This window comes from Microcoleus sp. B3-D2 (assembly GCF_036705345.1).
Lineage (GTDB): Bacteria > Cyanobacteriota > Cyanobacteriia > Cyanobacteriales > Microcoleaceae > Microcoleus.
Map to the genome: position 1 here is coordinate 60,955 of NZ_JAUBUG010000021.1, position 23,269 is coordinate 84,223.

Genomic DNA, 23,269 nt, shown 5'->3' on the forward strand with positions numbered 1-23,269 from the left:
CAATTCCCAATTCCCCTGATTCGCGGCACGGAAGTCGCAGATATAAAATATCTGTTTTTTCCAGCTTCTAGCTTCCATCTGCCTGATGTCTTCAACATCTGATTAATGACTAACGACTTCGCAATTGGCAATTCCCAAATATTATGTCTCGTTCCAAAGCCCTGCAATCTTATATTTTTGTCCGCTTGCTCCTCGCACCGCTAATGTTGTGGACAATCACCACAGCAGTATTTTTGTTGCTGCGGGCCACTCCGGGCGACCCCATAGATGCCATTCTCGGCTCGCGAGCTCCCGCAGGCGCCAAAGAAGCAATGCGAACTCAACTCGGCCTCGACGCACCCCTGTGGCAGCAATATCTCAAATACATGAAAGACTTGTTGAGCTTCGACTTGGGAACCTCCATCACCACTCGCGGACAAACCGTGTGGCAAATTATCGGCGACTATTTCCCCGCTACAGTGGAATTAGCAGTTTGTAGCATGGCCATAGCTTTAATTGTCGGCATCAGTATCGGTTCCCTAGCAGCATCTCGCCCCAACACTATTTTCGATGCTGTCGGCCGTTTGTTTGGCATTATCACTTACTCGCTGCCCGCTTTTTGGGCCGGCATGGTTTTGCAGTTGATTTTCGCAGTGCAGTTGGGATGGTTTCCCTTGGGAACTCGCTTTCCCGTGACATTCCCCGCCCCCGAAGGCTACACAGGACTATACACGATTGACAGTCTCCTGAGCGCTAACCCTGGTCAGTTTCTCACATCTTTGCATTATTTGGCACTTCCGAGTTTGACGCTGGGCATTCTTTTGAGCGGCATTTTCGAGCGCATTGTCAGGGTGAATCTCAAGCAAACTTTGCAAGCAGATTATGTCGAAGCAGCTAGAGCTAGAGGCATTCCAGAATTGCAGATTTTATGGGCTCACGCTCTGAAAAATGCGCTAATTCCCGTGATTACTGTCTTAGGATTGACTTTTGCTGCACTGTTGGGCGGTGCTATTTTAACAGAGGTTACTTTTTCTTGGCCGGGGTTGGCAAATCGCCTTTACGAAGCGATTAGCTTGCGGGATTATCCAACTGTTCAAGGTATTGTGGTGTTTTTTGCGGCAATTGTAGTAATTGCCAGCATTGTAATTGATATTTTGAATGCTTACGTTGACCCGCGAATTCGGTACTAAAAATATCAAGGAAGAAGGGCAACGGATGCGCGACTATGCCACTTTCGGCTTTTTCTACCTGTACTTTCTGCGTTCGCGAGATGTTGCAGCCAGCGGTGGCCCTGTAGAAGCAGTTGTCAAAAAGATCGATCGGCTTTTAGAGTGACGACACTTGGCAATTTATGGGCAATACTGGAGAAAATAAAATTATACATTTGAGGAAACGCTGATGAGATTATTGCGAACAATCGCCGCTCTATCGGCGGCCTTGACCCCACTGATGGCTGAAGCTGCCTTTAGCCGTCCCATGCCGGGAACAGCCGACTTTCCCAGAGCCTCAAACCCCCAAGTAAATGTGCCGGTTTGCTTCATCGAAACCCGAGGCGGCACAACTTTTGATTTAGTCAGCTTGTGCGGCAGCAATGCTGCTCCCCAAAATACTGCTCCGGTTGCGGGCAACCCCGCCAATGCTCCTGCAAATAACCCCAATGGAGGTGCTCCGCCTGCTCCCCCGAACCCCAACGCCATCACCGTAGATGGTGCCGGCACGCCGATAACTACTCCTGCAGGCACGGCAAATCCCAACAATCAGAATAATCAGAATCCGGGAACGGCCCCCAATACCAATCAGAATAATCAGAATCCGGGAACTTCGCCCAATACGAATCAGAATAATCAGAATCCGGGAACTTCGCCCGCAGGTACTCCCAATAATGCCAATCCGGGAAGTTCACCGAGTACCAATCCCAATAATCTCAATCCGGGAAGTTCGCCCTATACCACTCCCAATAATGCCAATCCGGGAACTTCGCCGAATACCAATCAGAATAATCTCAATCCGGGAAGTTCGCCCTATGTCACTCCCAATAATGCCAATCCAGGAACTTCGCCGAGTACCAGTCCCAATAATAGTGCGTCTCCCACGGGTGGAACTGCTGGCGACAGCAACGGGGATTTAGTTCCCACTCCCAATCTCAATCTTCCGAGAGTGCCGCCGAGTTCCTTTAGCCCCGGAGGTGTGGCACCGACTAGAGATGCGATTGATGGCCCCCGCCAGTAATAGGCGAAGTGCCAGAACTTTCTATCACAGAAACCGGGTTTCTCTGAAACCGTCTCTTTTTTAGGGATTGTTCACCCGCGAGAAAGCCGGAATATTTATTTGCCTGCGTAATATTGATGTCAGGTGCGATCGGCATATTTTGTAGCAGAGTAGCCAAATAAAAGTTAAGCTAAGAACTTGTAGACGCTATCGACCAAACACTCTTTCAAAACTGGACAACCAGGTAGAAGCAGTGAGAAATAGCCAGCTTTAATCCGTAACAGGATTAGTTATCAGCAAAGGTTAAATTTATTACCAGGCGGGTGCTCGCCAGCTCCAAGTTCTCAAGCTAAACCATTCAACAGGCATATTTTTGTTAAGCCAGTGTGGTTTGGAAAGTACCGGCTGATAACATTAGCCAGACAAAATTAACCCGATTATTCGGAGGCTCTTCATGAGCAAAATATTTGTTTTAATAAATTGGAACAAAATTGCTCTAGACCCGATCGCACTTGAGGAGGACACCTAGTGTCAAACTTAGTTCAACGCTTAGAAATAACCGCTCATCCGCAACTAGAAAAATCCCTCGGCTATCGAGGAGATAGTCGCTGGGTAGCTTGGCGCTGGGAGCCCGACATCGACCAGCTTATTTCCAGCGACGGCAAAACAGTCGGCACTGGCAATAATATGGCTTGGCTGGTGTTTTTGCAGCACGATTTAGTCGATCCTGCGGTACAAGAGTACAACCTCGGCGAGGGCGATCGCTACTGGCTGCTTTTAGACACGGAAACTAGAAATCTCTACGTCGGCGAAGGGAAAACAGTTCAAAGTTTGCTCGAACAGCCGGAAAGTTTAGGTTTATTGGCGTGTCTTGATGGTGGCAATGCCGATCGACAAACTGGTGAAACTTGGCAGCAAACCCTATCTCAACTAACAGCCAAACCAGTTGTTCGCAACCTGACAAATGCCCTTCCGTTCGGTATCGCCGCCGCTTTGATAGGTGCTTTAGGAATCGGAACCGGATTGTGGGTAGTGCCAACGGTGCAGCAGAAACTAGGCGAAAAAACAGCTTTTATTTCCCCAATTAGTTCTGGCGCCACCTGCGGGCTTGGCGGTTCCGACGATTTTTCAGCTTATATCGGTTCCTCAAGCGGAAACAAAGAACTTCATTTAATAGGCGTTTACGAAGCCAATGCGGATCACAAGAACCGAGATTTATCAAAAAGTGCGATCGAAGTCAAAGTAGAACGCCGAAACAAGCCAATAATTCTCGCGCTTTCAGCCTACGAACCGGTGCAATGGAACATTACCGCAGAACCCGGCGCCGTTATCGAAAAAATCATCGTTAACGGATACCACAACCAAACTATTTCAGGAGTTTCGGGAATTCCGGTAGAAGAGCACAGCTACGAAGAAACCGGAGACAATCTCGGCGACTTTATCTACAAGTGGGATGCTACCCCTGGGAGTTCCAATATTTCCTCCCTGGTGACTAAATTGGAACAGAGAAACCGCACCAGTTTAGCTTCTTTTCAAGGATGCTACAGAGGTAAGAACTTTAGTATTAATTGACAGCAGCGACAGAGGGCGATAAGTTATACGATTTTCGATCTTAGATAGGGAATAACTGATTCGATATGGGTTTGGAACTTGTTACAGTTCCGTTCTTTTTTTTTACTGGGGTTAAAACCTATCCCCCTAAAATCACACAACCCGCGCCGGCGGGTTTTTTATTGAGAGTTAAACTTATTTGCACCTCTATGGTATGATATCCGGTGGCGCGATCGCCAATCCCCTATTCTCACAATACTAATATATTTGCTATGAAATACTGGTACGAAACGCTCGCAGTAGCACAGCGGATTTTAATTGAATTGGGGAGGCGGCGACGCAGCTTAGTATTGTGGAGTATTTTTCCAGTTTCTATCTTGCTAATTAACGGTTTAATTTTAAAAGAACGCGCTAATCTCACCACAGCAAAAGCCTTTGAAGTTGCTGCACCTGCAAGCTTAGTAGGAGCGGCTTTATTTTTTAGCTGTCTCGGTGGTAGCGTAGCAACAGTAGTAGCAGAGCGAGAACAGCATACCCTCAAACGCTTGTTTATTTCCCCGCTGAGCGGCACTTCCTACTTTTTAGGAATTTTCCTGGCCCACAGTTGCATCGGCATCGGTCAGGTAATTTTAGTATACACGATCGCCTCTTTTTTAGGAGCACAATTCCAAGGCTCTATTCTGCTAGGATGTGCGATAATTCTGCTCAGTATTGTATCTTATGTAGGTGTAGGCTTTATTCTCGGCACCCAGTTTGCGAGGCGCACTGAAGATGTCAACTCCCTAGTAGCTGCTTTCGGCGTTCCTTTGTTGATTTTAGGAGGCGCATTTTTGCCTACTTCGCTCTTTCCCCAAAGTCTGCTGGAACTCGCCCAGTACAACCCAATTTATCACATGAACGAAGCGCTGATGGGCGTGTGGGCTGACGGCAAAGATTTGGCTGATATTGCAGAACACTTTTGGTATTTATTCATATTTTCTATTGCCATGATTGCAGGTGGATGGCTTTCTTACCGTAGAATGCTGAGAGTAGAAAGAAGACTTTAAAACTATCTCATTATGTCGTAATTATTCATCTCTCTCTTCTGGAGACTCAGCGCCCTCTGCGCTCTCTGCGGTTTAATCGTTCAGAAACAACCGTAAATATATAAAATAATACGGAGAATTAAAGCAGTGCTGCAAATAGAAAAGCTAAATAAGTCTTACGGCGAGCGTTCAGTGCTTAAAGATTTAACACTGCACATTCAATCTGGAGAAATTTACGGTTTGCTCGGACCAAACGGGGCGGGAAAAACTACAACTATCAATATTTTATGTAATTTGCTAAATGCCGACAGCGGTCAAGTTTATATTAATGGCGAACCTGTTTCTGACTCTACAAAATCCTTAATAGGTGTAGCGCCTCAAGAAAATTTGCTTTACAAAAGCCTTAGCTGCGAGGAAAACCTAAACTTTTTTGCTCAAATTTACGGCTTAGAGCGCAAGCAGCGGCGCTATCAAGTAAGACACTGTTTGAAAGCCGTAAATTTGACAGATAGAGCTACAAGCCCCGTAGAAACTTTGAGCGGAGGAATGCAGCGCCGTTTGAATATTGCAGTGGCTTTGGTGCACCAACCTAAATTAGTAATTTTAGACGAACCGACAACGGGTTTAGATATTGAGGCCCGCTATGAAATTTGGGAGTTAATTCAGCGCTTGCAATCGGAAGGAGTTACAATTCTGCTGACAACTCATTTATTGGATGAAGCTGAGCGTCTGTGTCAGAAAATCGGTATTCTGAAAAATGGCAGTATGGTCGCTGAGGGCAGTTTGGAGGAGTTGCAAAAACTGATTCCGGCTCAAGAAATTATCGTGGTAAAAACCGACGAAGAAGCTGAAGTCATCGCCCGCGCTAAACAATACAGTTTCATCCCCCGCCGCTACGGTAGCGATTTAGCTTTTTGGCTGCCGGAACGTTTAGAATTAAAAGAGATTATTTTGCGGTTCGACGGGATTTCTATTGATTCAATCGCTCGGTATCCGGTGCGATTAGAACATATTTATGTCGAAGTCACCAAACAAACTGCATCTTAATCTGCGTTCATCCGCGTATATCCGCCACCATCTGCGGTTAAAGTTCCAAAGTAATTAACTGAGCAATTTCTTCCGTTAGAAAACCCAACGCCATCGGCTTTTGCACTCCAGGAATCACCTGCACATCATAAAGTTCTGTGACAATACCTTCAAACCGCAACCAGTGAACCATCGCCCCCGTAGTCAAATCGATCGCCATCATACCACAGCGAGCCTCAGCATCCTTTGCTACCAATAACTCATCCAATTCTAAACCGCTAGCTGATTTTACCGTAGGTCAAGATTCGATCGCACTAAGCGGAGGTTTGAGTTTTGGTCAGTTGGAAATAACTCAAAATACTCAGGGAACTCTCATCAAAAATGTCTTGACAGGAGAGGAGTTAGGTGTGATGATTGGAGTGAGTGCCAATTCGATTACATCGGCGAATTTTCGGCTGATTTAGGAAAGAAACGAAAGACGGGGCGGGTTTATTTCTCCCTTGCCTAGCTTCAAATATTTTTGCTAAAACCCGCTCCTTGTATCTTGAAAGAGGTAGATTGTGATTTACCGTTGGGTGGGGGCGGGTTTACGAGATTATGGGTTTTAGGCAAATATTGTTGGTAAAACCCGCCCCTACAGCATCAAAAACTATACACAACCATGTTAGATCTCCGACTTCTTTAAGAAGTCGGGGATCTAGCCTTCAGTACCAACCTTTTTCTACACAGTTTTAGCCCATTCGATCCAAGTTTCCATCGGGCGGAAACCGACTGATTTGTAAAGCTTTGTCGCCCCCGTCAAACTGTCAGCATCGACGCTGAGTTTAGCTGTGTTTGCACCCGCCGCTTTTAAGGAGTGCATACCGGCCAGCAGCATCGCTTTTCCTAAACCCATTTTCCGAAAATCGCGCCGCGTACCCAACAATTCAATCCAACCGTCTTTTGTGGCGCTGCGGGCGTTTTTTTGGGGTTTAATTTGACAGTCGCAAAAAGCTGCAAATTTGCGATCGCCCGAAACAGCAATCAAGTCTAATTCCGGCTGATAATTCGCATCTTGCATCCAATAACGCACGGTTTCCGCAGTTAAATCGTGGTGATTCCAGTGATCGATAAATGACTGGTTGAACATCTCTACCCAAGGTTGGATGTCTTGTTCTCCCGAGACGTGCGTCAGTGCAAAATCTGCGGGGAATTCCGGCGCGGGAATCGGTTCGGCGAGGGATCGGGCCATTGTCCAAAAATAGCGATCGACCTCAAAGCCCTGTTTTTCTAACAGTCGCATCTCATCGGTTTTGTCCTCGCGGCTGTATGTACGCAATTTTGCCGGCAAATTGCGTTCTTTTCCTACTTCGCGCAGCCGCTTTTCGCCCCACTTAATTATGTCTTTTTCCAAACCTGCGCCGCGCACCTTTGGATGCACGTAAAACCAGAGACAAGCGTCTATTTCCTCTGGCGAATCGGGCATATCTAGGAGTGCTAAACCAATTAGTTTGTAATTACCATCTTCCCACAACTGCACGTCGCGGGCTTGGTCGAGTTTGGGTGCATCAAGTACGAGCTTGAGTTCAGTTGCTGAGACTTCTTCGCCGAGGCGATCGACTGTTTCGCAAGCATCGATTAAATTTGCGATCGCGCACCAGTCAGTTTCGCCATTGTAGGAGCGTGTTGTTAAGATATTCATAGAAAACTTGCAATCCGTAATTTCGGACTGTTCCTCTTAAGTGGTATTGGCAAACAAGTACAGTGAATTTCTTGCAAAACTCCGAGTTTTTGATGATTAACCGCAGATGAACGCGGATAAACGCGGATGTAATGCAGATTTATTGTGGTGTCGATAAAACTCAGAAACCTGTTTATATCACCCAGGCTTTCAGGTTTTATCTTATAGCGCAATCATAAAAATTGGTTTGCCCTTTGGGGCTAGTTTTGTATGGGAGTTTATGGCTGGATGTCGATGAGTCGCGCTCTCTTTCGTTACCAAGCTTGGTGCTTAAGTAACTACTATTGTTTGAATAAAGTTTCTACAGCTAAGTAAAGAAGTTGTCACCCCCACCGGGTAGTTGATTTTTACTTTTGCTCTGTTTTACAATAAATCCTTTTTCAGGGATTTTTGGCTCCTCCTGTTAACTCGCCCGATCGGGGGAGGGGAGAAATTGAACTTATTTAAAAGTTCCCTATTTCAACTATAACCTGAGCTGTTTTTTTTTGCAAGTTTGAAATCGAGGGATTCTTGCTAGTATTAACCAGGGTGGCATTTGATTGCAGGAGCGCTGCGGCTTTTAACCAGCCGTAACTGTAATTTTTATAACGTTTTTCCCGGAGTTGAGGATTTAATTTTATCCAAACGTTAAACTAACGTTAAACAGTTTTTTCAGATTTATATGAGGTAAATATGCTCGACAACCTCGATTTAGATATCTCCCTGGATAAAGAAACCTACGATGCCAAGATAGAAGTTTTAATGAAACAGTTGCGATCGCTCCAACTGGCCTGCTGGGAAAAAAAATTGCCCGCAATTATCGTCCTCGAAGGTTGGGCCGCCGCCGGCAAAGGCGCTTTAGTCAAAAAAATGGTGGGGTATATGGACCCGCGGGGGTTTGCCGTCCACCCAATTTGGCCGCCGTCAGATGCAGAAATGGGCTATCCTTTCCTATGGCGGTTTTGGCAGAAACTCCCCGCCCGCGGCAAAATTGGCTTTTTCTACCACAGTTGGTACACTCACATTTTAGAAGACCGATTGTTCGATCGAGTCTCCGAGGCAGAAGTACCGACAGCCATCCGGCAAATCAACGCCTTCGAGCGACAGATGGTAGATGACGGCGCGGCAATTGCCAAATTTTGGATTCACTTGAGCAAAAAAGAGCTCAAGCACCGGCTCAAAAAACTAGAAGACGACACCTTACAAGCTTGGCGAGTGCGGCCCGAAGATTGGAAACAAGCCAAAAAATACGAAGAATACACAACTTTTGCCGAAGAAATGGTAGCCCAAACCGGCACGGGCCCGGTACCTTGGACGCTAGTAGAAGGCGATTGTCAGCGGTGGGCCAGAGTCAAAGTTTTAACGCAAATGGCAGCGACAATTACAGAAGCCTTAGACAGACTGCCGATGCAATCTGCACCCGTAAAATTGCCACCTCAAGAAAGCTTGCAACCCAGCGAACCCGACTTGCTGGCCCAAGTAGATTTAACTCAATCGCTGTCGCCCGACGAATACAAACAGCAACTTCGCGAACAACAAACCCGTTTTGGCAAACTGCAACAAAGCATCTACGAAGAGGAAATCCCCGTATTAGTGCTGTTTGAAGGTTGGGACGCCGCCGGTAAAGGAGGAGCAATCAAACGCTTGACGGACGTATTAGACCCCCGCAGTTACACCGTTAATGCCTTTGCGGCTCCGACAGACGAAGAAAAAGCACATCACTACCTCTGGCGGTTCTGGCGACGGCTGCCAACGGCTGGTAAAATCAGCATTTGCGATCGCAGTTGGTATGGTAGAGTGCTCGTCGAGCGAGTCGAAGGATTTGCCACCGAACCCGAATGGCGCCGAGCTTATCAGGAAATCAACGAATTTGAGGAGCAACTCACCAGTTTCGGTTGTGTCTTAGTTAAATTCTGGCTGCACATCAGTCCTGACGAGCAACTAAAGCGGTTTACAGAGCGGCAAAACAATCCCTTTAAACAATACAAACTCACCGAGGAAGATTGGCGAAATCGGGAAAAGTGGAATTATTATGAAGTGGCGGTGAATCAAATGATTCACCGCACCAGCACGCCGCTTGCTCCCTGGACGCTAATTGCGGCCGATAACAAGTATTATGCTCGTGTTAAAGTAATTCAAACGGTAACGCAGGCAATTCGGAATCAACTGAAGCGCCGATAAATTGGGATTGGTGAATGGGTAACAGGTAATGGCGAAAAAAAGCAGGCAGCAGAAAGCAGAGTTGAATTGCCAATTTCACCTGCGGCGTGCTCGATTCATTACCAATTATCAATCAACCATTACCAGTTATCAATTACCAATTAACGGTCAGCAATCTGTGACTGGAAGTAGCGGGCTTGCAGCCTGCAACCAATGGTTGATAGCTGACCGGAAGCGAGCATTAGGATAAATGCGATCGGGCTGGGTTATTGGCGAAATTTAAAAACTCACCGATTCCCGTATTTCCTTCCGCAGCTAAATTCGCGCTCGTTTCCAAAACTTCTGTACTAATTTATGAAGACACAGAATATTGCAAGATGCCAGAACTGTTAGCTCGCATTCTATTTCTATTCCTCCTGTTCTCACTGCTCAGATCGTGGTGGGAGCAATCAGGAGGCAAAGACAATCCATTATTAGATCGGCTGCGCGTTTTGCTGCTGATCAGCCTTTTGATCCTAGCTTTTTTTGCGCCAGACACCCCGGTCGGAGCAGCGATTTTCGGCCTCATAGCCTTCTTCTTTAAGCCGCTGGGTTTTTCAATCACGCTGCTGGTGATTGCATCGGCGCTGATCACGAACGGGGGCATCCGCAACCCGGCGCCGAGAATGATCCTGGCCGCGCTGCTAGTTTTGATCCTTTCGAGTATGCCAGTTGTCGCTTACTGGTTCGCCGAGCAAGCAGAACGGGACGCCGCCGCAGCCGTCCGCACAGTTTGCTGCGACGAAACCGCAGCGGCGATCGTCCTTCTGGGCAAGGGAACCACTCAGCCTCACATCCCCAACCGAGTAGCGATTCAACTAACAGATACAGGCAATCGCCTGCCCTATGCTGCCGTTTTGTACAGAAAACAACTCGCACCGATGGTCATCGTTACCGCTGGCCCGAGACCAGAGTTGGAGGGTTATGTTGGTGAAGCTAAGGATATCGAGACTTTGCTGGCAAACAACATGGGCGTGCCGCGCAGCAGTATCGTTCTCGACGATAACGGCAGCAACATACGCACCAGCGCTGAAGAGGTGAGAAAGATACTCGACAGCCGCGGCGCCGCGCGCAAAGTAATCCTGGTAACATCTGCGATTCAGATGCGCCGTGCCAGCCTCGCTTTTGCGAATATGGGAATCCAGGTGATTCCTAGGGCTACCGACTTCTACACTTTTCAACCCACCTCAGGAGGGAGATCCAGTAGACTCCGCTTAGACGCGGGAGATTTTTTGCCTAGTGCAGAAGCTTTGGTAACTACGACGCGAGTATTCGATGAATATTTCGGGTCTTTCTATTACTATTTGCGCGGCTGGCAGGCTCCCAGGGCCTAAAGTGGCAAGTTGCTGGTGTTTTTCTTAGGCAACAGCGACTGCTCCCCAGATTGGTTTAACATCTGATGAGAAGAAGACCTTTGTGGGGAGCTGTATTTTCTCATTCCGGCGGGGTCGCCGGCTGCCAAGTTGGCAACTAATAAAAACAGCACCCAAAATACAGTCGTATCCCACCCGGCTTTTGGTTTGGGTTGTGCTGCTGGACTTTTGACAGATTCGACGTTGACTTTGATATCTAGTTTCCCTTCAATTTCTTTGCCTTTGAGAACTCCGTCGCTGCATACACCCTTAAAAATCATGGGAGCGGGTTTTGGTGTTTCTGCTTTAGCTTCTGCCATTTTTTTATCCTGGTTTTGGTAGATTCGGTTGGATAGTACATTCTTAAAGGTTCGGGGGGTTTCCGGATAGGATGGCGCGAACTCTGAAAGAATTAAGTTAAATATGCACCCCGCCCCTTGCTGGGGCTTAAACATAAGAATCTGAAGGCATTTCAAGCTAGTGCTTGTTTGTTTTGGCTAGCAGCGTTGCCTTGAAGCTGCTACTTATCTATCGGGGTGAAGGGGAGATTTTTATGCAAAGTACAGGTTTTTTATGAAAAATTTATTTGCTCCCGGCAGGCCGAAACGTCAATAGCCTGAAGTTCGAGCTTGGTTTATCTCCCCGAAGAAACCCAGTTTCTTCCCGCAGCGGGTCCAAGTGACGCAATTCGGTTAATAAACGGGGTTTCTGGCTCACTATTGCGCCAGGAATGCCAATCTAAAATTTAAAATGATCGAAATAATCGAGAGTGAAAATCTCCACCAGCCAACTATCTTCCTTGCAACCGGAACAACTGGCAGCTTGGGCAAAAGAGGCAATTGATCGCAGTAAATCCGGTCAAATCCCTGCGTACATACCTCTCCTAGCGCAAGCCGATCGACAAGGGTTTGCCGCGCAAATTCGGGCAATTGACGGTCAAATTTTGAGCTGGGGTAGCATTGCTCAAACATTCCCGCTGATGAGCGTAGTCAAGCCCTTCGTGCTGCTTTATTTGCTGTGCGAATTGGGCGAAAAAACGGTTTTTGACTGCGTGGGCTGCGAGCCTTCGGAACTGCCTTTCAATTCCCTAACTCAACTCGAAATAGACCAAGGGAAGCCGAGAAATCCGATGATTAATAGCGGGGCGATCGCCCTAGCGTCTTTGATTCCCGGTCAAAATCCTGTGGAGCGCTGTCAAAACTTGCGAACTTGGCTGAATCAACAGGCAAACAGTCAGTTATTTGTTGATGAGTTAATGCTCGATTCAGTGAAGACAAATCCGAATCAAAATAATTGGAATCTCGCCTTGAAAATGGTAGAATCTGGTTCTCTTCACAACGCGGAAATAGCTTTAGAAACCTACAATCGCGTCTGCTGTTTGTCGGGAACTGTGGAGGATTTAGCTAAGCTGGGGATGGTTTTGGTAAATAGTGGCGATCGACAAATCGGGGAAAACTGCCGTACTGTCAAAGCACTGATGGCAACTTGCGGTTTGTATGAAGCATCCGCCCGCTTTGCGCTGCGGGTGGGACTGCCGGCTAAGTCGGGAGTTAGCGGGGCAATGCTTTCGGTAATTCCGGGTCAAGGTGCGATCGGCTTTTACAGTCCGCCCCTAGATAAAGAGGGAAACTCTGTCGGTGGCTTATTTCTGTTAGAACAAATAGCTAAAACTCTGCGGCTGAGCGTGTTTGATTAGATTAGGAATTACGCACGGGTGGTCACGGTTTCGACTTCGCTCAACCACCGGAGTTTTTTGCGAGAATATTTCGTGAATCCTGGCATAAACTGCCAAAAACCCGGTTTCTTTGGTTTTGATACGTAAGTCCTGAACCAATGCCCAATGCCCAATGCCCAATGCCCAATGCCCAATGCCCAATACCCAATGCCCAATAACTAATGCTTTTCACCCAAAATAGCATAAACCACAGTCTCTTCTTTTTTACCGCGCAATTGAATCGACCCTACTTTTTGACCTTCGTAGCGATCGCGCACGTAAGCAAAAGTCCTCCCCGTCACCAACAAATTAAAAGGACTGTCAGAAACAATTTCCTTATTCATCGCCTCCAATCTAGCAGCAACGTTGACAGCATCGCCGATCACAGAATAATTCAAACGCCGGGAACCGCCCACGCTACCAGCAACTAACTGTCCGGTATGCAAACCGATGCCAAATTTAATTAAAGGTTTGCGTTCAATTCTAAGCTGCTGGTTAAGTTGGTGCAGCCGTTCGTGCATCGCAATGCAAGCCGCAACTGCATTCAAAGCATCTTGTTGGATTTGTCGATATTCGGTATGGCAAAAAGGCACCCCAAAAACTGCCATAATTGCATCACCGATGTATTTATCTACAACGCCGCCGTGATCCATAATACAGTTGGTCATCGCTTCCAAATAATTGTTCAGCCATGTAAGTAAATCTCGCGGTCGCATTTTTTCTGAAATCGAAGTAAAACTACGAATATCCATAAACAGCACCGTTGCTGTAAGTTCTTGAGGTTCGAGTTCTCCCTGTTCAAATATCTCAGCTTTGCGTTCCCAAATAAGCTGAGCTGTCTCCGGAGCGACGTGCTTTTCAAATAACCTCATCAACTGCTGCTTTTCGTACTGTTCCCGCAGTTGCAAAGCAGTGCTAGATAAAATGAGGGTGCCAATAGGTGCAGCAATCGGAACCCACCAAAAAAAGAAGCCAAATAACAAAGCAGCAGCCGCAATCCAAATTATAGGCAAGCCGAGAGCGATCGCAATTCTCTCCTTAACACCTCGGTGGCCCAGAACCAAAGCGGTAAGCGGGCCAATTCCCAACAATAACAAAATTTCTACGAGTACCGGCAGCCGCTGCAGCAAGCGTTGATTGAGCAAATTGTCAACCAACGCTGCATATAAATAAACCCCACCCGTAGTCTTGTTGAGAGGTGAAGATATGGGGTCGAAACCGGTAGCAACTATGCCCACTAAAACTAACTTATTGGTCAGAGCATCTGCGGGAATTCTACCTTCTACGACATCAACAAAAGCATAGGTAGGTAGATTTTCAGTTTTCCCCGGCCAGTTAATCCAAACTTTTTTTTCCTGCTTATTTTTAGACTGTGGAAGCAATACTGGATCTTGGGGATTAGCAGCATTGTACCTGTGAGTCATTGCTAAACCGAAATTAGGAATCCCCTTCATAAAGATTTTTGACTGGCGGCTAATACCGTCGCTATCGGCTTCCTGCCCTATGTGGCCGACACCTGCGGCTGCTGCTTTTAAAGATGCTACGGGTTCTTCTTTGGGGGTTCTAGCGAGTACAACTCTGCCGTTGGCGGCGATTGCAGCGGCTAAAATATTATCTTTTGGGCTTGGATCGAGGAAAAGAATGTCAAAACCAACTGCTGTAGGGGGAGATTTTTTCAGTGATTCTAGCAGTTCGGCATAGCGGTTGCGGGGCCAAGGAAATTGACCGTATTCTTGCAAGGAATGCGGTTCGATCGCAATTACTGCAATTCTCTGATCCCATCCGGGATTTGGTAATATACCCGATTCTCGAATTTGAAATAGCGTTTTGTATCCCAAATATTCAAGGGGTTTCCACATTCCCACTTGCAGCATGACTACAGACATTAGCCCTGCTAGGGTGCCTGTTATCCAGGGAGGGTTTGAAATTATATATTGCCGCAGACCGATCAGTTGATTGTGTTTGAGATAATCCATCCATTGTTTGAACTTCATGCAATTAATTTGACGAAATAATTGACATTCGAGTCCGACTTTCGACAGCAGTGCGAGTCATGAAGTTTTACAATACCGTAAGGGCGAAGGGTTGACGCGAAATTTATTTATTTTGACTACCGAGATTCACCGCGAAATGCTTCGCACCTACACAAAATAATTCACCCAGATACGACTTAGGCTCTAACTCACGTCTTCAGAGACTGCCCGCGCACTTTACTCGCGACGATAGGTTGTTTAGGGAACGACGAGGCTGTAATGCCGTTCTGTGATTGACGGGCCTCGCACTACGATTTTGAGGCGGCGGCTTGGAGGTAAAATTCCTTGGATTTTGAAGTTGCCCTTTGGATCGATCTTAATCTCTTCGTTGTTGACATAAACTATGTCGATCGGGTTAATTTGACCGCTGAGGCGATAGATATTGCCGCTGAGTCTCAACAAACTGCGGACTTTGAGTTGAGCTAGGCGAGGGCTCGCTGAGGGCGCCACGGGCGAGGTTTGAGGGAAAATTGCCGTGGAGTTGCCGCTGTTGACAACTACTTCTGAGTCGGCGCTGTCGGATACTACGACTGCACCTTCAATAGTTTCGACTGCGGTTTTACCCCCACCGACGCTGACGCCAAAGGAGGTGCCGCGGACTCCGGCAACGCCTTCTGGGGTTTCAACCCTGACTGGGGCGGTTTTGGCAGATTTTTTTTGTTGGGCAATTTGACTGGATTTGCCGAGTCCGCTGAAGCTATTGAGGGCAGCTATTTGGTTTGGCGGGATAATTGTTGAGGTGTTGGCTGCGGGAGTTGTCGCAGCAGTTTTGCCGATCGACAACCTGACTCGCCCCCTGCTGACAAAAATGGCTGTGTCTTTCTCGCCACCTGCACTGCTTGACAAATTGGATATTCTGACTGCGGTTTTTTCGGAAACTTCAACGATGCCGGCGTTGTTGTCGATGCCTAAACGGGCTGTGGAATCGGGGCCGGTGATGATTTCGTCTCCGGGGGCCAGAAGCCGATCGCCCACGACTGCTGGTCGCCCTTTAAAGCTTACTTTACCGCGAATTTCTTCTATTTCGAGCGATCGCCCGACCGCTGTTCCCTGAGCCTTTATCGTCTCTGCTGGGGATGAATTCGCCGCCACTGTTGCCGGATTTTTGGGAGATCTTGAGCCTGTTGGCAGTGCTGGCGGTCGATCGACCGAGACAATTTTACTAGCGTTCAACGGCTGTTTGGGGGATGGAGAGAGCGGACTGGCGATCGTCCCACGACCAAGCGGCAGACAGGCGAACACAGCTAACGACAAACTTAGGAGCGGAATTTTGGTCGATCGCCAGCACGTAAAAATTTTATTCATTATTTCAATTTTGTGATGTTGAAGTTCCTTGACTTCATTTCCTCTATTAGACTCCCTAAATCCGGCAATCGTTCCACTTTTTATGGCGTAAGACCGCAGCAAAAATCCACTTTCTCAACCTTAAATTTTAGCATTAAATCTTCTTTTTATTGTCATATTTTAGTAAACTGTTACAACATGGCACTTTACTAAAATATGACCTTCGGAAAATTTTGCTAACCAGACTCAAAGTGCTTTGCAGCAGTAATTCCGCCGATCTCAACCTTAGAGAGCGCCGAGTTATATATAACAAACATAAAATTAATTACAACTTCTGAATGCCTTTTGGCTTCTGCCGGAAGGATGACTAACTGGGGAGAAATCCTGTAGTTGTGGCAATTAATAAAAAGATTCTTTTTGCGAGGTGATAAAAAATAATTATCTAAGTGGTGCGCCCGGCTCTGGGAGTGGAACTTGCCCATGCGGAACCTTATGAGGCAAACCTAAGCGAATCAGGGTACACGATCGACCAACTCCGACTAGAATAGCGTTTTTTAGGGAAAGTTGGTCGAAATTTCGATGGAAAATCATAGGGAGCGATCGCCTGCTGGTGTTGCTGTTCCGAAGTAGACGCCAAACTGTAAAATGGACGGTTGTATATAGGTTATATAGAGCAGGAGAACAATTTCAGTGGCAATAGAAGTAGGTCAGAGAGTTAAGGTGCGCCGTCTCAGAGATCGGATACCTGCAAATATAGTGGGCAAGATAAAGGCGAATCCAGTAGGCACTGTTGACGGATTCAGAATGGTTGACGGTAGCGGAGTAGGCGTGGTTGTCAAGTTTGACGGTTTTTCGACTTGGTTCTTTGAAGATGAGCTAGAACCCGTTTAACAGATGTAGAAGGAAGAAGGAAGTTCGGCAACGGATTCTGTAACGGATGTAACGGATGTAACGGATGTAACGGATGTAACGGATGTAACGGATGTCAGTCCGATGGAAGAAGGAAGAGGAAAAATTTTCCCAATTCTTCCCCTCTCCCACTCTCCGACTCGCCGACTCTCCTCTTCCTCCACTCTCCCCCCTCCCCCACTCTGGCTGAAGGTTGCGCTTAAATGTTAAAGAGTAAGCTTTGGCAGTGAGAACAGAAAATGGCTTTGATTTTGACATTTTTGGGCAAAGGCGGCACTGGCCGCAGTACGATCGCGATCGCAACAGCTAAAAAATATGCCGCTCAAGGCAAGCGAGTTCTGCTGCTCGGCCAAGATCCGGGCCCTGCATTGGGTATTCTGCTAGGGGTTCCTCTGACTCTCAGCCCCCAAGAAATCGCCCCCAACCTCAAAGCAGTTCAGGTGCAAAGCGCGCCGCTGCTAGAACGCAGGTGGGACGAAGTTAAACAACTAGAAGCTCAATATGTCCGCACTCCGTTTTTCAAGCAGATTTACGGTCAAGAATTAGGGGTGTTGCCGGGAATGGACAGCGCGCTGGCGTTGAACGAACTTCGAGAATACGAGGACAGCAAACAATACGATGTGATCGTTTATGACGGCAATGGCGGCATGGATACGCTGCGGATGCTGGGAATGCCGGAAATTCTGAGTTGGTACATCCGCAGGTTCCGTCAAGCTTTGGTAGATTCGGATTTGGGGAAAGCGCTTTCACCTTTTATTCAACCGGTTGTCAGTACCGTGTTGACGGTGGATTTGTCGGGAGACAATGCTTTTCAATCTACTAAGCAAGTCGATAATCTTTTGGATAAGGGTAAGGAAGCGCTGGCAGATCCGAACCGCACGGCGGCTTTTTTGGTGACGACTGGAGATGCAAGTGCGATCGCAACTGCTCGCTATCTTTGGGGAAGTTCTCAACAAGTTGGTTTGACTGTGGGCGGTGTCATTGTTAATCAAGCATCGGTTACAGAAGCTATTACTGCCGATTTTGAGCCTTTGACGGCTGTTTCGGTTCCGGCGCACAGTGACAATAATTGGCAGCCGCTAATTGATGCTTTGCCCGATTTTTCTCAGGCGGTAAAAGCTCCTCAACCCATTAACATCAACATTGCACAGCGTCAAGTTAGTTTGTTTTTGCCTGGGTTTGACAAGAAAGAAATTAAATTGATTCAATCGGGGCCGGAAGTGACGATCGAAGCGGGCGATCAGCGGCGCAATATTTTGCTGCCTCCGGCGCTAACTGGGAAATCTGTTACTGGTGCTAAGTTCCTGAATGGTTACTTGATTATTTCTTTTTAGGGTAAGGAAGAAGATCGTTTCTAGTAAGGACTTTAGTCCTTAGTTTCCCGAAAATTATGTGGGTAGGGAGACGGCAATGCCGTATCCTCCGCGGCCAAAGTCAGGACACGGCAGTGCCGTTTCCCTACAATTAATCGAGGGTAGGGATACGGCATTGCCCTGTCCTCCGTTGCTTATGCTACAATCTCCAGCAACATCTCACCCACCCAGCCAATGTTCCGACAAATTTGGCAACGCATCCTCAACCTGTGGCGGCAAATTCAGCGGCGCTTCCGCAAACAACCTGCACCCCCACCGCCAAAGCCAACTTCGATTCGGACTTTTGGGGAATACGAACAGAAATTTTTGCAACTGTTAGAGGGTGTTGCACAAGGCTGGAGTCGGGGCGAAATTAAAGGCTTTTTAATCGCCTGCAACATCAAAGATGCTGAGTGGGAAAACTGGCTGCAAGAATTTGGAGAAAGGTTGCTGGTATCCCCGGAAACGCATTTAGAATTGGGGGGGCGAATGGTGCGGCTGGGTGAAATGAATTGCGGGAAAATTAGTGAGGTGGCTGGCAATATGGGCAGGCAATTGTTGGCTGGGAAGAGTTTGAATCCGACTTCGGTGGATGATTCATTAGAGACAAGTGAAAGTACAGATAATTTAGATCCTGCTAACCAATTTGATTCTACTGCGGAGTCAGAATCTATAGAAAGAGAAGTCAGTCAACAGGTAAAAGAGTTATTTAATCAAGGAAAAGAATGCTATAATGCAGGAGATTTAGGAGGGGCGATCGCAGCCTTCGAGACAGCCTTAGAAATTGACCCCAAATTTGACCAGGCCTGGTACGGACTGGGCTTTACCCTAAAGAATTGGGGCCGCTACAGTGAGGCGATCGCAGCCTTCGAGAAAGCCTTAGAAATTGACCCCAAATTCCACTATGCCTGGTACGCACTGGGCTTTACCCTAAAGAATTTGGGCCGCAACAGTGAGGCGATCGTAGCCTTCGAGAATGCCTTAGAAATTGACCCCAAATACGATGATGCCTGGAACGGGCTGGGCGCTACCCTACAAGATTTGGGCCGCTACAGTGAGGCGATCGCAGCCTTCGAGAATGCCTTAGAAATTGACCCCAAATACCACTATGCCTGGAACGGGCTGGGCGCTACCCTAAAGGATTTGGGCCGCTACAGTGAGGCGATCGCAGCCTTCGAGAATGCCTTAGAAATTGACCCCAAATTCCACGAGGCCTTGAACGGGCTGGGCAATGTCCTAAATGCTTTGGGCCGCTACAGTGAGGCGATCGCAGCCTTCGAGACAGCCTTAGAAATTGACTCCAAATACCACTATGCCTGGAACGGGCTGGGCATTGCCCTAATAGATTTGGGCCGCTACAGTGAGGCGATCGCAGCTTTCGAGAAAGCTTTAGAAATTAACCCCAAAGACCACGGGGCCTGGAACGGGCTGGGCATTGCCCTAGTAAATTTGGGTCGCTACAGTGAGGCGATCGCAGCCTTCGAGAAAGCCTTAGCAATTACAAGCGATCAATTCTGGCAAGCTTGGGCTAATCGAGGTTCGGCATTTTTCAGCTCCGGGCGCTACATTGAAGCCATTCAAAACTGGGATGAAGGCTTACAGAAATATCAGCCCAGCAACCACGACTATCGCCTCGCTTGCGGCAATTTGCACCATGAAAAAGGCAAGGCACACTACCAACACGGCAAACAAACAGCCACATATTTTGAATCTTTCCACAAAGCCAAAGCCAGCTACGAACAAGCCCGCGATTTTTTGAAATCACCCCTGATTCCAGAAACTTATTTAGAAGTATTGCAAGGCTTAATTACCGTCTGTCGTAGCTTGGGAGATCCCAAAACCAACGAGTACCTTACCGAAGCTACTACCGTCTTAGAAAACTTAATTTTAGACAATGAAACTCACCCGGAAATAAATTTGCGACTCAAGCGCAAATTTGCCGGACTTTACCAGTTAGAAGTCGATACCCTCGTCGAGTCTGGCGACAAAGTAAATGCCCTGGAAAAAGCCGAAGCCAGGAAAAACTTTTGCCTGCAATGGATGCGCGCAGGTTGGCAAAACCGCACCGATAGCCCGACTTATCTCCAAATCCGAGACTTACTGGCAAACAACACCGAAACGGCAATTATTTACTGGCATCTCAGCCCAGTTTCCCTGACTGCTTTTATCATTACCCTAGAAAAGTTTGAAGTTATCTGCACACCTGTCACCGATATATTCGCAAAGCGCAACAGTCAGAGTTTAGAAAAATGGCTGGAAAACTGGAAAACCCACTATCAAAATTACGGCAAAACTACCAACAAACAGCAAAGCAAAGAATCCCATCTCTGGCGCGAGTCAATGACAGCGCAATTGCAACAACTCACTGACATCCTCAAAATTGCCGAAATTTGCACCCACCTCACCGATATCGAACACTTAATCTTAATTCCCCACCGCGACTTGCACGTACTCCCCCTAGATTCCCTGTTTCTGCCTCCCTTTTTCACCGACGCTGTTACTGATACTAGGAAAAATCAAATCCGCAGGATTACCCGCCTGCCCAGCGCCCAAATTGCCATCCAACAGCAACAGCAAAACCCCACGAAAATAGGGACAAATTCACTGGTAATAATAGGCAAAACGGACTATGAATATCCTCCAATAGAAGCAGCAGTCATCAGCCAAATTAATCAAACTCACCGCGCCTCCAATGCCTCCACGAAAACCGCAATTATTCAAGCACTAAAAGCCAGCAACAGCGTCTTTCATTATACAGGTCACGCCTACCACAACACGGAAAAGTCCGAGGCGTCGGCGTTAATGTTATCCAAAGATGAAGAATTGACATTGACCGACATTTTGCAGTTAAAATTTGTCAATTATTACCTAGTCTGCCTCAGCGCTTGCGAAACAGGTATTACAAAGAAAGGTGAGTTAATCGATGAATTCGTGGGCATATCGAGTGGCTTTTTGCCGGAAACTAATTATGTTATCAGCACGCTGTGGCGAGCGGAGGAGCGTTCTAGCGCCTTCTTAATGATTTATTTCTACCAGTTATGGAAGCAGGGAATCCAGCCGCCGGCAGCGCTGCAACAAGCAAAAGATTGGCTCCGACAACTGACGAATGGTAAGCTAGGTGAGTGGTACGCGGGAGAGTTGTTGCCTTTGCTGAGACAGGCTGAGTTTGACAACAAAGTTGCTATTTTATTCTCCTGTGGAATTGATGCCTCAATTCTGCAAGAAAATTTAGCTACAATAGATGAGAAGCCCTACGAGCATCCTTACTACTGGGCTGCTTTTAACATTACCGGGAACGGCTAAACTAACATGACTTCTCAAGAATCTACGTTGTCAGGAGCTAATCAGTTTGCGCCTAAAGCTTTTTTGATCGCCCTCGCGAGATTTGAAGCTCCTCTTTCGCCTGAGTTGATAGCTGAAGTGAATGAAGTTGGTGAGGCTTTGGTCAGTGGCGAGTTACAGAAAGCGTCTCAACTTATTAATATAGCTCAAAAAGATGCTGCTTTTTATAAGGATTTCGAGCTGGCTTTTAAGGAATTGAAGACAATTCACAGCAAGAAGGAGAACGAAAAGAATAAGTATCTTCCTGAGTTAGATGAAAATACTCCTTCGCGGCAGACTGATGATTACAATAATTTTTTGGCTCCTCCTTTGACTAATTCTAATCCGCAGAATATGGCGAAGAGGTTATTGGGAAAGGCTAGTGATTTGGTTGAACGGGTTTATCGGTTGAGGTTTTAGTCCTCTCGATCCCCCCTAACCCCCCTTAAGAAGGGGGGGACAAGAGTGTTCCAAGTCATGATTTGTAAGAGGGATATAAAAGTGTTCTCAAAGTCCCCCTTCTTAAGCTATGCCTTACTCACATCTTTCTTAACAAAGGCGCTCCGGCCCCGCCCGGAGCGACCTCCGGGCGATGGCTCCCTTGGAGTAGGATTGACAACCAGGAACCGACTCAATTAATCCGTGAATTATGGCACCAGAGGCGAGTGAGGAACTATGACGGCAGAATGGGCAGTAGCAGAACTACAATTTGCTTGTTTAGGCGACCAACGTCGCCAGAAACGGCTGGTGCGTATTGTGTCGGACTTAGCCTCACAGCCCCATGCCACTGTGCCACAAGCATCAGGGGATTGGGCAGCCACCCAAGGGGCTTATGACTTTTGGTCATCTCCACGAGTCTCGTCAGATGCGATTCGCCAAGCCCACCAAAGAAGTACCAGCGAACGAATCAAAGTACACCCAATGGTTCTGGCGATTCAGGACACCACAGAACTGAATTTCACCCACCATAAGAGCAAGAAAGGAATGGGACACTTGGATAGTGCCACCAGTCGGGGTCTGAAAGTTCACTCAGTATTTTGTAGCTCTGCCAATGGAGTACCATTAGGAGTGTTGCACCAACAAGTATGGGCGCGAGATCCTGCGACGATTGGTAAGAAGCATTCCAGAAATCAAACCGAAACCAAAGACAAAGAAAGCCAGCGTTGGTTAACAGCTATTGATGCGACCCAGAAGGTGATACCAGAATCGATTACTGTACTAACAGTAGCCGATCGCGAAGCCGACATCTATGACTTTTTAGCGACTCAAAGACCTGAGAATTCTCAGTTGTTAATTCGCGCTTATCACAACCGTCAAGTCAAGAACTCTGATGGTACAAAAGAAGTAGAGCGACTACAAGGTGCGATCGCCAAAGTACCGCTCGCCGGACAACTGGACTTGGAATTGCGAGCTAATCCGCAGCGATTAGCTCGTAAAGCGACTCTGAACCTGCGGGCTACAACAGTCGAAATTCTACCTCCTCAAAGCCACCCTCACCGCCAGAATTTACAGCCACTGAGAGTGCAAGTGATTTTGGCTTGTGAAGAAAACCCGCCGGCCACAGAGAAGCCTGTGAGTTGGTTATTACTGACCACCTTGCCCATTAATGGTTTTGAA

The 23,269-nt window shown here is 47.3% G+C and carries 20 protein-coding genes; 15 read left to right on the forward strand and 5 right to left on the reverse strand.

Annotated features, from left to right (window positions below; translation table 11 throughout):
- Positions 1–143: 143 nt before the first annotated feature.
- The 6 genes from QUB14_RS10680 (at position 144) to QUB14_RS10705 (ending at position 5,810) form a co-directional block, all read left to right on the forward strand.
- Positions 144–1,169, forward strand: a complete 1,026-nt coding sequence (locus QUB14_RS10680) for an ABC transporter permease (protein ID WP_333216861.1) — start codon at positions 144–146, stop codon at positions 1,167–1,169.
- On the forward strand, positions 1,138–1,314 hold the full coding sequence (locus tag QUB14_RS10685; protein ID WP_190693478.1) for a hypothetical protein: 177 nt from the start codon (positions 1,138–1,140) through the stop codon (positions 1,312–1,314). The genes QUB14_RS10680 and QUB14_RS10685 overlap by 32 nt, the downstream gene beginning before the upstream one ends.
- A 63-nt stretch (positions 1,315–1,377) precedes the next feature.
- A complete protein-coding gene (locus QUB14_RS10690; protein ID WP_333216858.1) occupies positions 1,378–2,208 on the forward strand; it encodes a hypothetical protein in 831 nt (276 codons plus the stop codon).
- 507 nt (positions 2,209–2,715) lie between these two features.
- Positions 2,716–3,759 (forward strand): hypothetical protein, encoded by a 1,044-nt coding sequence (locus QUB14_RS10695; RefSeq protein ID WP_333216856.1) that lies wholly within the window; start codon positions 2,716–2,718, stop codon positions 3,757–3,759.
- Between the two features lie 251 nt (positions 3,760–4,010).
- Complete coding sequence (locus QUB14_RS10700) at positions 4,011–4,784, forward strand: ABC transporter permease (protein WP_333216854.1); 774 nt, start codon at positions 4,011–4,013, stop codon at positions 4,782–4,784.
- A gap of 126 nt (positions 4,785–4,910) precedes the next feature.
- The gene (locus QUB14_RS10705; RefSeq protein ID WP_333216852.1) at positions 4,911–5,810 is read left to right on the forward strand and encodes an ABC transporter ATP-binding protein; all 900 of its coding nucleotides are present in this window, start codon (positions 4,911–4,913) and stop codon (positions 5,808–5,810) included.
- A gap of 37 nt (positions 5,811–5,847) precedes the next feature.
- On the opposite strand, the gene QUB14_RS10710 is transcribed toward QUB14_RS10705, so the two are convergent.
- Both QUB14_RS10710 and QUB14_RS10715 read right to left on the reverse strand, forming a co-directional pair.
- Positions 5,848–6,057 carry a DUF4915 domain-containing protein gene (locus QUB14_RS10710; RefSeq protein ID WP_445251831.1) on the reverse strand — a complete coding sequence of 70 codons (210 nt, stop codon included), beginning with the start codon at positions 6,055–6,057 and terminating at the stop codon, positions 5,848–5,850.
- A 453-nt stretch (positions 6,058–6,510) separates the two neighbouring features.
- Positions 6,511–7,470 carry a GNAT family N-acetyltransferase gene (locus tag QUB14_RS10715; RefSeq protein ID WP_333216850.1) on the reverse strand — a complete coding sequence of 320 codons (960 nt, stop codon included), beginning with the start codon at positions 7,468–7,470 and terminating at the stop codon, positions 6,511–6,513.
- Positions 7,471–8,181: 711 nt separating this feature from the next.
- Between QUB14_RS10715 and pap the strand changes: the two genes are divergently transcribed.
- The 3 genes from pap (at position 8,182) to QUB14_RS10730 (ending at position 11,021) form a co-directional block, all read left to right on the forward strand.
- The gene (gene pap / locus QUB14_RS10720; RefSeq protein ID WP_333216848.1) at positions 8,182–9,669 is read left to right on the forward strand and encodes a polyphosphate:AMP phosphotransferase; all 1,488 of its coding nucleotides are present in this window, start codon (positions 8,182–8,184) and stop codon (positions 9,667–9,669) included.
- Between the two features lie 28 nt (positions 9,670–9,697).
- Complete coding sequence (locus tag QUB14_RS10725; RefSeq protein WP_333216846.1) at positions 9,698–9,898, forward strand: hypothetical protein; 201 nt, start codon at positions 9,698–9,700, stop codon at positions 9,896–9,898.
- A 259-nt stretch (positions 9,899–10,157) separates the two neighbouring features.
- Complete coding sequence (locus QUB14_RS10730) at positions 10,158–11,021, forward strand: YdcF family protein (protein WP_333216844.1); 864 nt, start codon at positions 10,158–10,160, stop codon at positions 11,019–11,021.
- On the opposite strand, the gene QUB14_RS10735 is transcribed toward QUB14_RS10730, so the two are convergent.
- Positions 11,018–11,359 (reverse strand): hypothetical protein, encoded by a 342-nt coding sequence (locus QUB14_RS10735; protein WP_333216842.1) that lies wholly within the window; start codon positions 11,357–11,359, stop codon positions 11,018–11,020. The genes QUB14_RS10730 and QUB14_RS10735 overlap by 4 nt on opposite strands.
- A gap of 449 nt (positions 11,360–11,808) precedes the next feature.
- Between QUB14_RS10735 and glsA the strand changes: the two genes are divergently transcribed.
- Positions 11,809–12,735: a glutaminase A gene (gene glsA, locus QUB14_RS10740; protein ID WP_333216840.1), complete on the forward strand. Its 927-nt coding sequence runs from the start codon at positions 11,809–11,811 to the stop codon at positions 12,733–12,735.
- A 197-nt stretch (positions 12,736–12,932) separates the two neighbouring features.
- On the opposite strand, the gene QUB14_RS10745 is transcribed toward glsA, so the two are convergent.
- On the reverse strand, positions 12,933–14,747 hold the full coding sequence (locus tag QUB14_RS10745) for an adenylate/guanylate cyclase domain-containing protein (RefSeq protein WP_333216838.1): 1,815 nt from the start codon (positions 14,745–14,747) through the stop codon (positions 12,933–12,935).
- 237 nt (positions 14,748–14,984) lie between these two features.
- On the reverse strand, positions 14,985–16,091 hold the full coding sequence (locus tag QUB14_RS10750) for a FecR domain-containing protein (protein WP_333216836.1): 1,107 nt from the start codon (positions 16,089–16,091) through the stop codon (positions 14,985–14,987).
- 669 nt (positions 16,092–16,760) lie between these two features.
- On the opposite strand from QUB14_RS10750, the gene petP reads away from it, so the two are divergent.
- The 5 genes from petP to QUB14_RS10775 form a co-directional block, all read left to right on the forward strand.
- On the forward strand, positions 16,761–16,961 hold the full coding sequence (petP, locus tag QUB14_RS10755) for a cytochrome b6f subunit PetP (protein ID WP_333216834.1): 201 nt from the start codon (positions 16,761–16,763) through the stop codon (positions 16,959–16,961).
- Positions 16,962–17,218: 257 nt separating this feature from the next.
- Complete coding sequence (locus QUB14_RS10760; RefSeq protein ID WP_333216832.1) at positions 17,219–18,313, forward strand: Get3/ArsA fold putative tail anchor-mediating ATPase NosAFP; 1,095 nt, start codon at positions 17,219–17,221, stop codon at positions 18,311–18,313.
- Positions 18,314–18,526: 213 nt separating this feature from the next.
- Complete coding sequence (locus QUB14_RS10765) at positions 18,527–21,634, forward strand: tetratricopeptide repeat protein (RefSeq protein ID WP_333216830.1); 3,108 nt, start codon at positions 18,527–18,529, stop codon at positions 21,632–21,634.
- 6 nt (positions 21,635–21,640) lie between these two features.
- On the forward strand, positions 21,641–22,072 hold the full coding sequence (locus tag QUB14_RS10770; protein ID WP_333216828.1) for a hypothetical protein: 432 nt from the start codon (positions 21,641–21,643) through the stop codon (positions 22,070–22,072).
- 255 nt (positions 22,073–22,327) lie between these two features.
- A partial coding sequence (locus QUB14_RS10775; RefSeq protein WP_333216826.1) for an IS4 family transposase occupies positions 22,328–23,269 on the forward strand: 942 nt, incomplete at its 3' end.

What these genes read in the sequence shown, in the direction of transcription:
- QUB14_RS10760 (WP_333216832.1), top strand. Translation starts at nt 17,219, where the DNA reads ATGGCTTTGATTTTGACATTTTTGGGCAAAGGCGGCACTGGCCGCAGT.
- QUB14_RS10735 (WP_333216842.1), bottom strand. Translation starts at nt 11,359, where the DNA reads ATGGCAGAAGCTAAAGCAGAAACACCAAAACCCGCTCCCATGATTTTT.
- QUB14_RS10745 (WP_333216838.1), bottom strand. Translation starts at nt 14,747, where the DNA reads ATGAAGTTCAAACAATGGATGGATTATCTCAAACACAATCAACTGATC.
- QUB14_RS10765 (WP_333216830.1), top strand. Translation starts at nt 18,527, where the DNA reads ATGTTCCGACAAATTTGGCAACGCATCCTCAACCTGTGGCGGCAAATT.
- QUB14_RS10690 (WP_333216858.1), top strand. Translation starts at nt 1,378, where the DNA reads ATGAGATTATTGCGAACAATCGCCGCTCTATCGGCGGCCTTGACCCCA.
- QUB14_RS10680 (WP_333216861.1), top strand. Translation starts at nt 144, where the DNA reads ATGTCTCGTTCCAAAGCCCTGCAATCTTATATTTTTGTCCGCTTGCTC.
- QUB14_RS10770 (WP_333216828.1), top strand. Translation starts at nt 21,641, where the DNA reads ATGACTTCTCAAGAATCTACGTTGTCAGGAGCTAATCAGTTTGCGCCT.
- QUB14_RS10700 (WP_333216854.1), top strand. Translation starts at nt 4,011, where the DNA reads ATGAAATACTGGTACGAAACGCTCGCAGTAGCACAGCGGATTTTAATT.
- QUB14_RS10685 (WP_190693478.1), top strand. Translation starts at nt 1,138, where the DNA reads ATGCTTACGTTGACCCGCGAATTCGGTACTAAAAATATCAAGGAAGAA.
- QUB14_RS10715 (WP_333216850.1), bottom strand. Translation starts at nt 7,470, where the DNA reads ATGAATATCTTAACAACACGCTCCTACAATGGCGAAACTGACTGGTGC.
- QUB14_RS10725 (WP_333216846.1), top strand. Translation starts at nt 9,698, where the DNA reads ATGGCGAAAAAAAGCAGGCAGCAGAAAGCAGAGTTGAATTGCCAATTT.
- QUB14_RS10750 (WP_333216836.1), bottom strand. Translation starts at nt 16,091, where the DNA reads ATGAATAAAATTTTTACGTGCTGGCGATCGACCAAAATTCCGCTCCTA.
- pap (WP_333216848.1), top strand. Translation starts at nt 8,182, where the DNA reads ATGCTCGACAACCTCGATTTAGATATCTCCCTGGATAAAGAAACCTAC.